This window comes from Kerstersia similis, from assembly GCF_965139615.1.
Classification (GTDB): Bacteria; Pseudomonadota; Gammaproteobacteria; order Burkholderiales; family Burkholderiaceae_B; genus Kerstersia; species Kerstersia similis.
In genome coordinates this window covers 207,813-221,522 of sequence record NZ_CBCSIQ010000004.1, presented here as the reverse complement: position 1 = coordinate 221,522, position 13,710 = coordinate 207,813, and the positions used below count along the sequence as shown (strand labels likewise).

The 13,710-nt window shown below is 61.2% G+C and carries 15 protein-coding genes and 1 pseudogene; 5 read left to right on the top strand and 11 right to left on the bottom strand.

The window, feature by feature from the left end:
- Positions 1-246 (bottom strand): annotated as a pseudogene (locus ACNA1V_RS04715) (sulfite exporter TauE/SafE family protein); the annotation flags it as partial.
- Positions 247-531: 285 nt separating this feature from the next.
- On the opposite strand from ACNA1V_RS04715, the gene ACNA1V_RS04710 reads away from it, so the two are divergent.
- Positions 532-1,458: a LysR substrate-binding domain-containing protein gene (locus ACNA1V_RS04710; RefSeq protein ID WP_415832413.1), complete on the top strand. Its 927-nt coding sequence runs from the start codon at positions 532-534 to the stop codon at positions 1,456-1,458.
- Here ACNA1V_RS04710 and ACNA1V_RS04705 read toward each other — a convergent pair.
- The 7 genes from ACNA1V_RS04705 to ACNA1V_RS04675 form a co-directional block, all read right to left on the bottom strand.
- Positions 1,416-2,399: an aldo/keto reductase gene (locus ACNA1V_RS04705; RefSeq protein WP_415832412.1), complete on the bottom strand. Its 984-nt coding sequence runs from the start codon at positions 2,397-2,399 to the stop codon at positions 1,416-1,418. The two genes, ACNA1V_RS04710 and ACNA1V_RS04705, sit on opposite strands and share 43 nt — an antisense overlap.
- A 351-nt stretch (positions 2,400-2,750) precedes the next feature.
- Positions 2,751-3,695 (bottom strand): prolyl aminopeptidase, encoded by a 945-nt coding sequence (pip, locus tag ACNA1V_RS04700; RefSeq protein ID WP_415832411.1) that lies wholly within the window; start codon positions 3,693-3,695, stop codon positions 2,751-2,753.
- 182 nt (positions 3,696-3,877) lie between these two features.
- Positions 3,878-4,630, bottom strand: coding sequence for an amino acid ABC transporter ATP-binding protein (locus ACNA1V_RS04695; RefSeq protein ID WP_415832424.1), 753 nt, complete (start codon positions 4,628-4,630; stop codon positions 3,878-3,880).
- Between the two features lie 31 nt (positions 4,631-4,661).
- Complete coding sequence (locus ACNA1V_RS04690) at positions 4,662-5,315, bottom strand: amino acid ABC transporter permease (protein WP_415832410.1); 654 nt, start codon at positions 5,313-5,315, stop codon at positions 4,662-4,664.
- 102 nt (positions 5,316-5,417) lie between these two features.
- Positions 5,418-6,212: an amino acid ABC transporter substrate-binding protein gene (locus ACNA1V_RS04685; protein ID WP_415832409.1), complete on the bottom strand. Its 795-nt coding sequence runs from the start codon at positions 6,210-6,212 to the stop codon at positions 5,418-5,420.
- 277 nt (positions 6,213-6,489) lie between these two features.
- A complete protein-coding gene (gene lysM / locus ACNA1V_RS04680; RefSeq protein WP_415832408.1) occupies positions 6,490-6,939 on the bottom strand; it encodes a peptidoglycan-binding protein LysM in 450 nt (149 codons plus the stop codon).
- A gap of 143 nt (positions 6,940-7,082) precedes the next feature.
- On the bottom strand, positions 7,083-7,661 hold the full coding sequence (locus ACNA1V_RS04675) for a hypothetical protein (protein ID WP_415832407.1): 579 nt from the start codon (positions 7,659-7,661) through the stop codon (positions 7,083-7,085).
- Positions 7,662-7,817: 156 nt separating this feature from the next.
- Here ACNA1V_RS04675 and ACNA1V_RS04670 point away from each other — a divergent pair, with 156 nt between their 5' ends.
- On the top strand, positions 7,818-8,108 hold the full coding sequence (locus ACNA1V_RS04670) for a DUF2513 domain-containing protein (protein ID WP_415832406.1): 291 nt from the start codon (positions 7,818-7,820) through the stop codon (positions 8,106-8,108).
- 195 nt (positions 8,109-8,303) lie between these two features.
- On the opposite strand, the gene ACNA1V_RS04665 is transcribed toward ACNA1V_RS04670, so the two are convergent.
- The 3 genes from ACNA1V_RS04665 to ACNA1V_RS04655 form a co-directional block, all read right to left on the bottom strand.
- On the bottom strand, positions 8,304-9,629 hold the full coding sequence (locus tag ACNA1V_RS04665) for a TRAP transporter large permease (RefSeq protein WP_415832405.1): 1,326 nt from the start codon (positions 9,627-9,629) through the stop codon (positions 8,304-8,306).
- On the bottom strand, positions 9,626-10,165 hold the full coding sequence (locus tag ACNA1V_RS04660; protein ID WP_415832404.1) for a TRAP transporter small permease: 540 nt from the start codon (positions 10,163-10,165) through the stop codon (positions 9,626-9,628). The genes ACNA1V_RS04665 and ACNA1V_RS04660 overlap by 4 nt, the downstream gene beginning before the upstream one ends.
- 226 nt (positions 10,166-10,391) lie before the next feature.
- Complete coding sequence (locus ACNA1V_RS04655; protein ID WP_415832403.1) at positions 10,392-11,432, bottom strand: TRAP transporter substrate-binding protein; 1,041 nt, start codon at positions 11,430-11,432, stop codon at positions 10,392-10,394.
- A 504-nt stretch (positions 11,433-11,936) separates the two neighbouring features.
- Here ACNA1V_RS04655 and ACNA1V_RS04650 point away from each other — a divergent pair.
- From ACNA1V_RS04650 to ACNA1V_RS04640, 3 genes are all read left to right on the top strand, one after another.
- Complete coding sequence (locus ACNA1V_RS04650) at positions 11,937-12,824, top strand: fructose bisphosphate aldolase (RefSeq protein WP_415832402.1); 888 nt, start codon at positions 11,937-11,939, stop codon at positions 12,822-12,824.
- A 138-nt stretch (positions 12,825-12,962) separates the two neighbouring features.
- Positions 12,963-13,310, top strand: coding sequence for a YidH family protein (locus ACNA1V_RS04645; protein WP_415832401.1), 348 nt, complete (start codon positions 12,963-12,965; stop codon positions 13,308-13,310).
- Between the two features lie 8 nt (positions 13,311-13,318).
- Positions 13,319-13,678 carry a DUF202 domain-containing protein gene (locus ACNA1V_RS04640; protein WP_415832400.1) on the top strand — a complete coding sequence of 120 codons (360 nt, stop codon included), beginning with the start codon at positions 13,319-13,321 and terminating at the stop codon, positions 13,676-13,678.
- Positions 13,679-13,710: the final 32 nt, after the last annotated feature.

Genomic DNA, 13,710 nt, shown 5'->3' with positions numbered 1-13,710 from the left:
CCCCACCAGCGTGCCCGCCGCGCACCCGGCCAGCAACCCGCCCAAACGGCCCAGAGAGGCGCGCGCCTGCCCCCAGGAACCTGCCTGCCACAGATTGGTCAGCAGGGACGGCACGACCAGCAAGGCAGCGGCCTGGGCCGGCGCAATCAACAGTGCCAGCAAAGCCATGGAAATCGTCGGCAGCCCCAGGCCAACCACCCCCTTGACGACGCCAGCCAACAGGAAAATCGCGATGATCGCCAACATGGCTGTCAACGACACTTCATGCAAGAACCAGGACACGGCACACCTCTTCCGCCTGATCGGCGACACGCTCATGCCGCGTATTGTGCCTCCCTGTCCACCACCGGCAGGATCGGGATATTCTTGAATCAGCCTAAGGCCAAGCCATAGCCTGAAGCAGCGAACAATCAAGCACTCATGAGCACGTAATGAGACAATGTCTAGACTGCAAGAATATTTTGCATCCTTATGGCAAACATGGACGCTGTGCCTGTCCCATAGCCTGTTTCCTCGGAGAGCCACCTGTTCATGCGCTTCGATCTGACCGACCTCCGCCTGTTCCAGTGCATCTGCGACAGCGGCACCATCACCGCAGGAGCCGCGCAAGCGCACCTGACTCTGGCCTCCGCGAGCGAACGTGTGCGCGGCATGGAAGCCTCGCTGGGCGTCGCCCTGCTGCGACGCGGCCGCCGGGGCGTCACGCCTACGCCGGCCGGACAGACGCTGCTGCACCACGCCCGTGCCGTGACGCAGCAAATGACATTGATGCAAGGAGAGATGCGGCAGTACGGCCAGGGCCTCAAGGGCTTGGTTCGCATGAGCAGCAATGGCGCGGCGTTCAGCGAATACCTGCCCTCCTTGCTGGGCAGCTTTCTGCACCAGTATCCCGGCGTTTCCATTGATATCGAGGAACGCGCCAGCCACGAAGTGGTCGATGGGCTGCGCCGCGGTGCCTGCGAGCTGGGCATTGCCTCTGACACTGCGGATCTGAGCGGCCTGCGCCACATCGGCTTTCGCCACGATACGCTGGTCTTGATCGTCCCGCCCGATCATGCGCTGGCCTCACAGCGCCAGATCGGCTTTGATGCCGTTGCCGGCGCCGATTTCGTCGGCCTGGACAATGACAGCGCCCTGCAACAGCATATTGCCCATCATGCGCGCCGCCAGCATGGCGGCCTGCCTGCCTACCGCATTCGCGCGCGCAGTTTCGAGGCTGTCTGCCGCATGGTTGGCTGCGGCGCCGGCATTGCCGTCGTACCCAGAGTCACCGCCCTGCGTTGCGCGCGCTCTTCCGGCATTCGCCATATCCGCCTGCGTGACCCTTGGGCGGAGCGCACGCTGGTGCTTTGCGCCAGGGCTGGCGAGCCGCTGTCACGGCATGCCAGCCAACTGGCTGCGCATCTGCTCGGCACTCAGGGCACCGAGGCCGCGCTGGCCTGGTCGAGCACCGCATAATCTTCCGCGGACAGACGCAAGGTCGTGGACTTGAGCAAACTTTCCAGTTGATCAATACGCGTCGCGCTGGCAATCGGTGCGGTCACGCCTTCGCTGCCGATCAGCCACGCCAGCGCGACTTCCGCCGGCCGCGCCTGATGCCGTTTCGCCACCAGGTCCAAGGCATCCAGAATACGCAAGCCACGCGGATTCAGATATTTTTCCACCCGGCTGCCACGAGCGCTCTGCCCCAAATCCTCAGCACTGCGGTACTTACCCGACAGGAACCCCGAAGCCAGGCTGAAATAGGTAATGACGCCCAGCCCCTCATCCCTGGCCAAGGCCCGCAATGCCCCTTCAAATCCGGCCCGGTCGTACAGGTTGTACTCCGGCTGGAGCACATCATAGCGGGGCAGGTTTTCACGCGCTGATACCGCCAGTGCTTCCCGCAGCTGGGCCGCGTCGTAATTGGAAGCTCCGATCGCACGCACCTTGCCTTGCTGCAACAGTTTTTCATGGGCGCGCAAGGTTTCCTCAACCGGCGTCTGGGCATCCGGATGATGGCTGAAATACAGATCAATGTAGTCTGTCTGCAAACGTCGCAATGAATCTTCCACCGCACGCAGAATGTAGTCTGCCTTCAAGCCGCCAGCACCGGGGCCGGCCGGCCAGCCGACCTTGGTGATCAGCACGGCCTGGCTGCGGCGCGAGGGAGCGGCCTTGAACCAATTGCCGATGATGGTTTCCGATTCGCCCCCCTGGTTGCCAGGCACCCAGGAAGAATAGACATCTGCCGTATCGACGGCATTGAAACCGGCATCAAAAAAACGATCCAGTAATTCAAAGGAACGCTTTTCATCGACGGTCCAGCCAAACACGTTACCGCCAAACACCAGCGGCGCAATTTCCAGGCCGGTACGCCCCAGCGGGCGCTTGCCCGAATATCCTTTCGATGCAGTCATGAACCTCTCCAGAAAAGCGGTTATCGGTTTTACCCCTCTCGTCCGGCACCGGCCACCATCACCTGCTCTGGCTTGGCCACGGACATCGCCTATGGCCCCAGACGGCCGGACGGCCCGCTGACATGCAGCCGTTCTGCCGGCACCTGTGCGCCCGACTGGCAGAAAAACCGGGCCTGTTGCCGGGTTCAGGAACCAGAACGGAACGGATCATTGTAAAAGCCTGCTGCCGGCTGTAAATCCCGGCGAGCACATAAACACATTTCCAAGGACTGCATATGAACTGCCCCCTGCGGGATGCCCCACAAGGGGCCAGCAGGGGGCAAGCGGCACCACACTGCGCCAGGGCGGCGATCAGCCCGCGAATTCGTCAGTAGCCCGCACCAGGGCATCCACGTTCTGCGCTTCCGATGCGGCGTGGCCAGCCAGCGGCGAAATATGCAGGCGTGACTGCGGCCATGCGCGATGCAGATCCCAGGCGTTGGCCAAGGGGCAGATCATGTCATAGCGGCCATGCACAATGACCCCCGGGATATTGGCCAGACGATGGGCGTCGCGCAGCAGTTGCCCCTCTTCCTCGAAAAACCCGCCATTGAAGAAATAATGGTTCTCGATGGAGGCAAATGCCAGGGCAAAGATTTCTTCCTCGTGCCCCGCAATGGCCTTGGGATCTATCTCGAGGCGGCTGGTAGAACCCTCCCAGGCGCTCCAGGCGCGTGCAGCCGCCAGACGCGCCTGTTCGTCACTACCGTTCAGGCGACGATGATAGGCCGCAATCATATCGCCGCGCTCTTCCGGTGCAATGGCATCCCGGAACCCTTCCCAGGTATCCGGGAACATACGAGAAGCTCCCTCCTGATAGAACCATTCCAGTTCCCAGCGGCGCACCAGGAAAATCCCACGCAACACCAGATGTAGTACCCGCTCGGGATAGCGCTCGGCATAGGCCAGCGCCAGGGTGGAGCCCCAGCTGCCGCCAAAGACCTGCCAGCGATCAATACCAAGATGCCGGCGCAAGGTTTCGATATCCTCGACCAGATGCCAGGTGGTGTTATCCGTCAGATCGGCATGTGGGGTGGAACGGCCGCAGCCACGCTGATCGAACAGCACAATGCGGTAACGCGCCGGGTCATGGAAACGACGCATATCGGCATTGCAGCCACCGCCAGGCCCGCCATGCAAGATCACGACCGGCAGGCCTTGCGGGTTGCCGCACTGCTCGTAATACAGTTCGTGCCGGTCGTCCACACGCAGGCGGCCATGGTCAAAAGGTTCGATTTCCGGATACAGGGTACGCATGTCTCGCCTTGTTCAGCAGCCCGCTGCCAGGAACGGCAGCGGGTAACCCGCTGATTGTATGCCTGCGCTCCATCACCGCGAAAGCTCGCCGCAAATATGACCAGGGCCTTGGCGCGATCTGCGCCAAGGCCCTGTGCCGCTTGATCATGCGACAGGCTCGACCTGCCTGCCCGCCGGTGCGTTTACAGCATGCGCCCCAGGAAGGCACGTGCCCGTTCGTGGCGTGGCGCATCGAAAAACTGGGCCGATGGCGCTTCTTCAACAATCTGCCCCTGATCCATGAACACCACGCGTTGCGCCACTTCACGGGCAAAACCCATTTCGTGCGTGACCACCAGCATGGTCATATGCTCTTCGGCCAGCTGACGCATGGTGCGCAGCACCTCGACCGTCAACTCGGGATCCAGCGCGGAAGTCGGTTCGTCAAACAGCATGATTTCCGGCTCCATGGCCAGCGCCCTGGCAATGGCCACGCGCTGCTTCTGCCCGCCCGACAGGCGTGAAGGATAGTTGTCACGCTTGTTCAGCAAGCCGACCTTGCGCAGCAGCTCCTCGGCCCGGGGAATGGCCTCCTCTGCCTTCATGCCCTTGACCGTCACCGGCGCTTCAATGATGTTCTGCAGCACCGTCATGTGCGGAAACAGGTTGAACGACTGGAACACCATCCCCATCTTGCGGCACAGGCGCCGCACATCCGCATCCGGCGCGTAGCGGCTGCGGCCATCGCTGCCGGCAGCGGCCAGCGTCTCGCCCTCGACGCTGATACTGCCTTCGTCTATGGTTTCCAGATGGTTGAGACAGCGCAGGAAGGTGCTCTTGCCCGACCCCGACGGCCCGATGACGGCGACCACTTCCCCCTTGCCCAGGGTCAGCGACACATCACGCAACACGCGCGTCGCCCCGAAGGATTTCCCCACGCCACGGGCTTCGATCATGACATGGCTAGCCTCGGCTGCCACCGGCGCCTCAGTTGTCGTACTTGGCATAATGCTTCTCCAGGCGCTGGAAAATCCAGGTCAGCAACAACGTCATGGTCAGGTAGAACACTGCCGCGACAATAAAGGGCGTACTGGTGAAATCCCGCTGCACAAACCCTCTGGCCACGCGCAGCACTTCGTTCAGCGCCAGGACATAGATCAGCGCCGTATCCTTGATCAGCGTGATCGTTTCGTTGCTCATGGGCGGCAGAATGCGCTGCACCATCTGTGGCAACACGATGCGCCGCATGGTCTGCACGTAGTTCATGCCCAGGACCTTCGCGCCTTCGTACTGCCCTCGGTCGATGGATTGAATGCCGGCCCGGAAAATTTCGGCAAAATAGGCCGCATAGTTCAGGGTGAAGGCGACGACGGCGGCCGGGAAATCATCCAGCCGGATCCCGATGACCGGGACATAGGGCAAGGCGAAATAGATGAACAGCAATTGCAGCATCAGCGGGGTCCCCCGCATCAGCCAGATAAAGCCATTGACCAGCCAGTTGAGCGCCTGAAACCGGGAGATGCGCGCCAGCGCCAGTGCCAGACCCAAAGGCACTGCCAGTATCAGCGTAATGAAGAAAAGCTTGAGCGTTACCTGGGCGCCTTGCGCCATGGGCCCAAGCAGGGAAAAAACATAATCCATGCAAGTTTTCCAGCCGCACAGGCCGGCCACCGCGCGAACGGGGGCCGGCCCCTGGCGGATGGCCGGCTAGGGCCTTGGTCTTTTGATCAGAAGGGCCGTATTTTATTTGATGATGTCGGCGCCGAACCACTTATTGGAGATGGTCGCGGCCGAACCGTCCTTCTTCATTGCATTGAGCGACTCATCGAGCTGCTTGAGCAGTTCGGTATCATCCTTGCGCACGCCCACGCCGTACTCTTCCGTACCGAAGTGGTCTTCCAGCACGCGGAATTCTTCCGGACGCTTGCTGACGTAGTAACGGCCCACGACTTCATCGACCACCACGGCATCCAGACGGCCCGTGCCCAGATCCATCAAGGCAGTAATGTTGTCGCCAAAGGTCTTCAGATCCTTGAAGCTGGCGGCAACTTCGGCTTCCTTCTTGATGGCGTCAACCGCGCTGCTGCCTTCCTGTGCACCGACCACGCGGCCGGCCAGGTCTGCCTTGGACTGCACCGGCGATGCCTGCGCCACGATGATGATCTGGTGGTTTTCCATGTAGGGATCTGTGAAACCGATATTCTTGCGGCGCTCGTCGGTAATGGTCAGGCCATTCCAGAGCACATCCACGCGCTTGCCATTGAGCTCTGCCTCTTTGGAACCCCAGTCGATGGACTTGAATTCGACTTCCGTTCCCAGGCGCTTGGCGGCTTCGCGGGCCATGTCGATATCAAAGCCGACCAGTTCGTTCTTGTCGTCGCGAAAACCCATGGGCGGGAAGTTGTCATCCAGGCCCACAACGATCTTGGCCGGAATGGCCGGCGTGGGCGCAGCCGCCACAGGTGCGGGATCGTCTTTCTTGCCGCAAGCGGCCAGAACTGCAGCGGACACCAGGAGAACAGCAGAGATTTTTTTCATAGCCAGGAACGCCGTAGCGAAAAAGTCAGAAACGATTGCCGGGCCAAAGCGCGGCGGGAATCTTCCATTTTAGCCCCGGACTGAAATAAAAAACGCCTGGCAACGCAAAAGCCGGTAAAGCGCCGCCCAAGAAGCCGCTTCCTGCGCCCCCATGACATGCTGGCGCCACGCTCCGCCCAATGACACTGGCTGTCGATGAAAAAACCAGGGCCGGACACCCCTCTCGTGAGCATCCGGCCCTCTGGGAGCGCGACGCGCCCGTGCGTCACACCTGTTTTCAGGCTTCCAGCGCGGGAATGCGCAGCACCTGACCGGGATAAATCTTGTCCGGGTGCGTCAGCATCGGCTTATTGGCTTCGAAGATAACCGTATATTTCGCGCCCTTGCCTTTGCCATACTGGGTTTCGGCAATTTTCCAGAGCGTATCGCCCTTCTGGACGGTATAGAACACCGCTTCCACGGCTGGCGCATCCACCTTCAGCTGGTTGTCCACGGCAGCCACGCCCAAGGTATTGCCCAGCGCCAAGGCGATTTTCTCGGCTTCTTCGGTCGAGGACGCCTTGCCGTGCACGGTGACTTTATCGCCCTCCACAGCAATATCCAGGCCCTCTGCCCCCAGGCCCAGCTTATCCAGCTCTTTCTTCAGTTCCTCGGGCTGTGCGGCCTGGGCTGCGCTGCCGCCGAAAATCTTCTCACCCACATCTTTGATAAAACTCAGCAGGCCCATGAATGGACTCCTCTCGGGTTGACCAACGGAAATCAATCGTTCAGGTATCTTATCGACATATGATGCGATCCGATGGTCAACCGCTGTCAAAAAAAGCAATTTCTACTTTTCCTGCCTACGCCCCATCCCGGACACGCCAGGCATCACGCCGATGCGGGCCGGCTGATCCTTTCGTTCAACGACTGCATCAAGGTATGCTCGCGCAACAGGATCAGCCGCATGCCCGCGATCACCACGACAAAGGGCCCGAGCAAGGCCAGCCACCAGCTGCCCAGAATCAGCGCAGCCAGCGACAAGGAAAAATAGACGGCAAAGGTGATGGCAGCGGTACGAATGATGAAACGTGCGTTGTCCGCGTCATATCCCAGGGCCCTGCCGATCAGCATGGGCAGGATAAGCAATATGGCAATGACTTGCCCCAGGAACGGAATGGCGCACATGACCCCTGTCTGGATGGCCAGAGCGCCGGCGGCGGCGCGCGTCGTCTGGCCGCCTTTTTCATACAGCATGCACCCACCGGTCACGTCGTAGATCCGCACGATATCGTGCCGGGCGTCGCTCAGGAGCCTGACGACATGCCCCAGCTCCATCTGTTCCGCCACAGCCAGGGCCACCGTGAACGTATGCGACTGTGCCCCATTGGACAAGGTCACGCTGTCGCCCACACTGGCCACCACCGTGCCTTCCAACATTTGATAGTCCCGTTTACTCATGGCTGTCATGACCGATTTTCCGTACGCTAGGCAAAAAACGACAGCTTAACCGCTATCGGCCCGCCGCACCTTCCCCGCCGGTCAACCTACTTTGGCGCCCGGTCATGCCATTGACAGGCTGACTCTGCTATCGTGAGCATTCACTACCAGCCAACGAGGCCAGCCATGCAACGCGATTTCGATTTGATCGTTACTCTCCTGGGCGCATTCCGCGACGCGGACTCCGCCACGCTCACCGCCAATGACCTCACCGCGCTTCTCCAGGAGGACGGCGGTGAAGACCTGGAGCGCATCCTCTTGCATCTGGATCTGCTCGAAGATGCAGGCCTGGCCCGCAAGGTCGATGAAACCGGCATTCCCGAGGACGATGCCTGGCGCATCACCTGGAAAGGCTACGATGCCCTGGAACAGGATGAAGAAGATGACCTGGATGAAGACGACGAACTGAACGACTGATTCCGCCGGGCCGGCACGCCTCGGCCTGCGCCCATCACTCATCCAAAAAAATGGTCACCGCCCCGGCGGTGACCATTTCTATTTTCCAGGCCAAGACCTGCTCCTTGGCCCCTTGTAGCATCAGCCTGAACCGGCCTGACCCTGCTGCGGCATCTCCGTGAGGGCATGCCGCAGCCTGACACTCGCCTGCCCGGCCTAACCCAGCCAGCGCAGCATGCCCAGGGACAGGACGGGGAACAGCACCAGCAAGACGATACGCACCATATCCGACGCCAGGAACGGCACCACGCCCCGGAAGATCGTTCCCGGTGAAATATCCTTGGCCATGCTGTGAATAATGAATACGTTCATGCCCACTGGCGGCGTAATCAAGCCTATCTCCATGACGACCAGCGCCAACACGCCGAACCAGATGGCTTTTTCATCCGGCGTCAGCCCCCAGAAATCCAGGCCGGTGATGATGGGCAGGAAGATGGGAATCGTCAGCAGAATCATCGACAGGCTATCCATCACGCATCCCAGCAGGATGTAGATGATGATGATGGCCGCCAGCACCGTGAACGGATCCAGCCCCAAACCCTGCACCCAGGTCGCGAATTCAACCGGCACCTGGCTGACGGCCAGGAAGGCATTGAGCATGTCAGCGCCCAGCAGGATCAGGAACATCATGCCCGTTCCCTGAGCCGTACCCAGCAGGCAGCGCAGCAAGGCTCCATTGGCCAGCCCGCCCGCCATCCAGGCGGCGATACCGGCCGCCACCGCACCGATGGCGGCGGCTTCGGTGGGCGTGAACAGCCCCCCGTAAATCCCGCCAAGCACCACGATGAAGATGGCCATCACCGGCCAGGTAGCGCCCAGCGTGCGCAGGCGCATGCCCCAGCCCTGGCGCGGCAGCGGAGGACCGCTGGCATCCGGGTCACGCCAGCAGATCAGCGCGACGACCAGCATATATCCCAACACGGCCAGCACCGACGGCACAAAAGCGGCCATGAACACCTTGGCGATATTCTGTTCCGACAGAATCGCATAAATCACCATGGGCACCGACGGCGGAATCAGCATCCCCAGGGTGCCACCGACAGCCAGCGAGGCGCTGGCCAGACTGGGCTTGTACTGATAGCGGCGCAGCTCGGGCAGCACGACGTGCGACATCGTTGCCGCCGTTGCCAGCGAAGAACCGCAGATCGCGCCGAAACCCGCGCAGGAGGCAATGCCTGCCATGGCCATGCCGCCACGCCTGTGCCCCAGAAACGAGCTGCCGGCACGGAACAGTGCCTGTGACAGGCCGCCCTGCGTCGCAAACTGGCCCATCAGCAGGAACAGCGGCACGACCGACAGGTCATAGACGGAAAAACGCCCGAACGGCGCATGCTTGAGATGCGCCATCAGCGGATCCCAGCCGGAAATCCACCAATAGCCCAGGCCACCGGCCACGAACATGGCGATACCGATGTGCATGCGCATCGCCAGGAACAACATCATCAACAAGCCGATGATGATCCCTATGGTAGTACCGCTCATGCCTGCACCTCACGTTCATTTTCCGCAGGCCTCAAGTCCTGCACCACTGCCATCAGGGCCGCCAGGCCAAACAGGACAAAAGAAGGCATCAAGGGCACATAGCCCCACCAGACCGGCATGGAAATCACCATGGTGGTCTCGCCATACTCATGCATTTCCACCATGCCTTCCCAGCAGCGCCAGGCCAGCAGGAACGCACATGCGGCCAGGATCAGCGAGGCCAGCGCATCCAGGTAGCGCTTCAGTCCGGCCGGGGCCCACAGCGTGAAGAAATCAACAAAAACGTGGCCGCGCTTGATCTGGCAATAGGGCAGGCACATCGCGATTCCCATCGCCGACATCAGCTGAACCAGTTCATAGTCGCCGGATATGGGCGTCGAAAAAAAGATGCGGCCCAGCACACTGGCCACCGACATCAGCGCTTCACACAGGAACAACACCCCGCCCAACACGGCGAGACATGCGCATGCCTGTTCCAGGGCCTTGCCCCACGCGCTGGATGCCACAGCATCGGGCCGCGGCAATGGTTCGGACATTTTGATACTCCAGATGACAAAAACGATACGCCAGGCGCTGGCAGCCGACAGGCGGCATACCGTGCAGGAGGACGATTTCGCCTCGCGGCGGCGTAGCGGAAACACGGCAATAGGTATTGCCGGGGAAAAACGGCAACGGATGTGCCGAGAATGTGAAAAGGGCCGTTATGCGGCCCTTTTCACCCAGGAGGGCCGCCTGGTGTGCGCCAGGCCTGCCATCACTGCTTTACTGTTGGGCCGAGGAATACTGCTTCACGAGGTCGCGGGCTTCTTGCACCAGCGCAGCGCCATCCACCCCCTTGCTGGAAACTTCCTTGATCCAGTCGGCAATGACAGGCTGCGTGGTTTGCTCCCACAGCGCCGTCTGTTCGGGGCTCAGCGAATAGACCACATTGCCGCGTGCGATGGCGGCTTCGCGGCCAGCGGCATCCGCCGCCTCAAACTGGGCAGCGACCCAGGCGGACGTATCGCCACCGCTATTGTTGTCGATGACCTTCTTCTGCTCCGGCGTCAGGCTATCGTACTTGCGCTGGTTCATGACGAAAACCATGGTAGCGGTGGTCATGGCCGTATCGCCAGCCGTTTCCATGTGGTACTTGGTCAGTTCATGCGCTTTGGTCGCAGGCAGCACTTCCCAGGGCACCAGGGCACCGTCGATCACCCCCTTGGAGAGGCTTTCCGCCATTTGGGGCACAGGCATACCGACGGGCGTCGCGCCCAGCGCTGCCAGAATCTTGTTGCCCAGGCGGGACGGTGCACGGATCTTCAGGCCGCGCAGTTCCTCCAGGTTTTCCACCTGTTTGTCACGCAGGTGCAGCTGATTGGCACCATTGACCCAGACCGCCAGCGGCTTCACGCCGCGGAACTCATTCATCGCATGCTTCTGGACGAAGTCCCAGATAGCGCGCGAAGAAGGTTCGTGCTTGGTGGTCAGGAAGGGCAGTTCAAACACCTCGGACAGGGGGAAGCGGCCTGCGGTGTAGCCCGGCAAGGTCCAGACGATATCCGCCACACCATCACGCGCCTGGTTGAACAGCTGTGCCGGCGTCCCGCCCAGCTGCATGGCCGGATAGATCTGGCATTTCAGTTCGCCATTGGATTCGGCTTCGATTTTTTCACACCAGGGCGCGATGAACTTGGTATGCCCGGGAGAGACCGGCGGCAAAAAGTGGGCCACCTTCAGAATCACCGGTGCAGCCTGTACGGCCCCACCTGCGGCCATTGCCACGACCGCAGCCAGCCCTGCCAACGCATTGCGTTTGATCATATCTCTCTCCAACGATACCCGTGGGCATTCGTGTGCCCACAGTGATTAGAAAAACAATAGGCGACGATAACCGCCATCTGGCGCCAGTTTGCCAGACCGGCCATGATCAAGACAGCAAATTGTCGTTCTAACAGCTATCTCCATGCCACCTATCAAACCTAGGGATAACACCAGTGCAAAAGAAAAAAAACCCGTGTATTGAAGCCCCCCGAACCCGCCACCGCACAGCCAGCGGCACAGCCTGCCTTCTCGTCCTGCTTCCGCACGCATTTGTCCTATGCGGCCACCCGTTCGCAATTGCCGGCACCAGGTCGCGGCGAAACGACCTGAGGCTCGATATCCAGAGAGGTTGTGCGATAAACTTGCGGCATTGCGCCCAGCGCCATGCCCTGTGTCATGGCTCGCGTCTGGCAGCCGCACGATCCATTCTGCCTGGTCCCGGCATGCTGTGGCCGGGCCAGCCGATTATTACCAGATTCACCACTATTACATAAGGATTGCAACGTGAACCAGGAACAACTGGCCAAAGTCTCGCAAGGCAACGGTTTTATTGCGGCGCTCGACCAGAGCGGCGGCAGCACCCCCAAGGCATTGCGCCTGTACGGCGTCGAGGAATCCGCCTACAGCAACGAAGCGGAGATGTTCGACCTCGTGCACGCCATGCGTTCCCGCATCGTGACCAGCCCGGCCTTTGACGGCCGCCGTATCCTGGGCGCGATTCTGTTCGAAGCCACCATGGATCGCCAGATCGAAGGCCAGGACTCTGCCGCCTACCTCTGGGAAAAGAAGCAAGTCGTCCCCTTCCTGAAAGTGGACAAGGGCCTGGCCGCCCAAGCCGACGGCGTGCAACTGATGAAGCCCATGAATGACCTGGAAGCGCTGCTGGAACGCGCCGTGGCCAAGGGCATCTTCGGCACCAAGATGCGTTCCGTCGTGGCAGAAGACAACGCCGCCGGCATCGAGCAGGCGCTGGACCAGCAGTTCGAATACGGCCTGCGCATCCTCAAGGCCGGCCTGTGCCCGATCCTGGAACCGGAAGTGCTGATCAACGCACCGGAAAAGGCTGCCATTGAAACCCGCCTGAAGGAAGGTTTCATCAAGCGCCTGGATGCCCTGACCGGTGACAACCGCGTCATGCTCAAGTTGACGCTGCCCAGCGTTGACGGCTTCTACGAAGAACTGGTCAAGCACCCGCGCGTCGTCCGCGTGGTGGCGCTGTCCGGCGGCTATTCCCGCGCCGACGCCAATGTCATCCTGGCACGCAACCCTGGCATCATCGCCAGCTTCAGCCGCGCCCTGACCGAAGGCCTGAGCGCGCAGCAAAGCGACGCCGAATTCAATCAAGCCCTGGATGCTTCGATCGAATCCATTTACCAGGCTTCGCTGACCTAATCTCCCGGCCTGGACGGCAGCAGGCAGAGGCATGCCTCCCGGCTGCCGCCAGACAGACAACGCCTCCCCACCAGGGAGGCGTTGTCGTTTTCACAGCATCATGTTCAGATATCCCCATACGCCCACACCGGAGAGCCCGTGCTGAACCGCCCCCGCTGGCAACAGGAAGGCCAGGACCCTGACTACCGTTTCACCCTGGCCAACGAACGTACGTTTCTGGCCTGGATACGCACGGCCCTGGCGCTGCTGGCCGGTGGTGTCGCGCTGGATCAGTTCGCCAGCCAGCTGGGGCCACCCGGCACCGTGCGTATCCTGGCGCTTTGCCTGGCCTTGCTGGCTGCGCTGCTATGTCTGCTGGCCTATCTGCGCTGGCGCCAGAACGAACGCGCCATGCGCCTGTCCCAGGGCTTGCCGCACACGCCCGCAATCCCGCTGCTGGCAGCGGCATTGGGCGGCATCGCCATCATCATGGCCATCATGCTCTAAGGCCGCGGATGCCTGCAACCCCTATGGGCGCCATGAACCTCAACGATCCCGGCCTGCAACCCCAACGTACCGTCCTTGCCTGGAACCGGACCTGCCTGGCACTGATGGGCAATGCCCTGCTGATCCTGAGATCCGGGCTGCTGCGGCAAAGCCATCTCATTCTGACGCTGGGCGCGCTGGTCATGGTTTTGTCTGCCGTCACGCTGCTACTGGCGCATCGCCGCCATCATCTGCTATTACGCGGCGGCCTGGCGTCCATGCCCGGCCGCTCCGTGGTTTCCCGCGCCATCCCCTGGCTGGCGGCAACGTGCGGCGTGGCGACAGCAGGCGCGCTGCTGGCAATCCTGCTGCCTGCCACCTCTCCGTGACATCTGCCGGCATCACGGACTGAGCCCGGTTT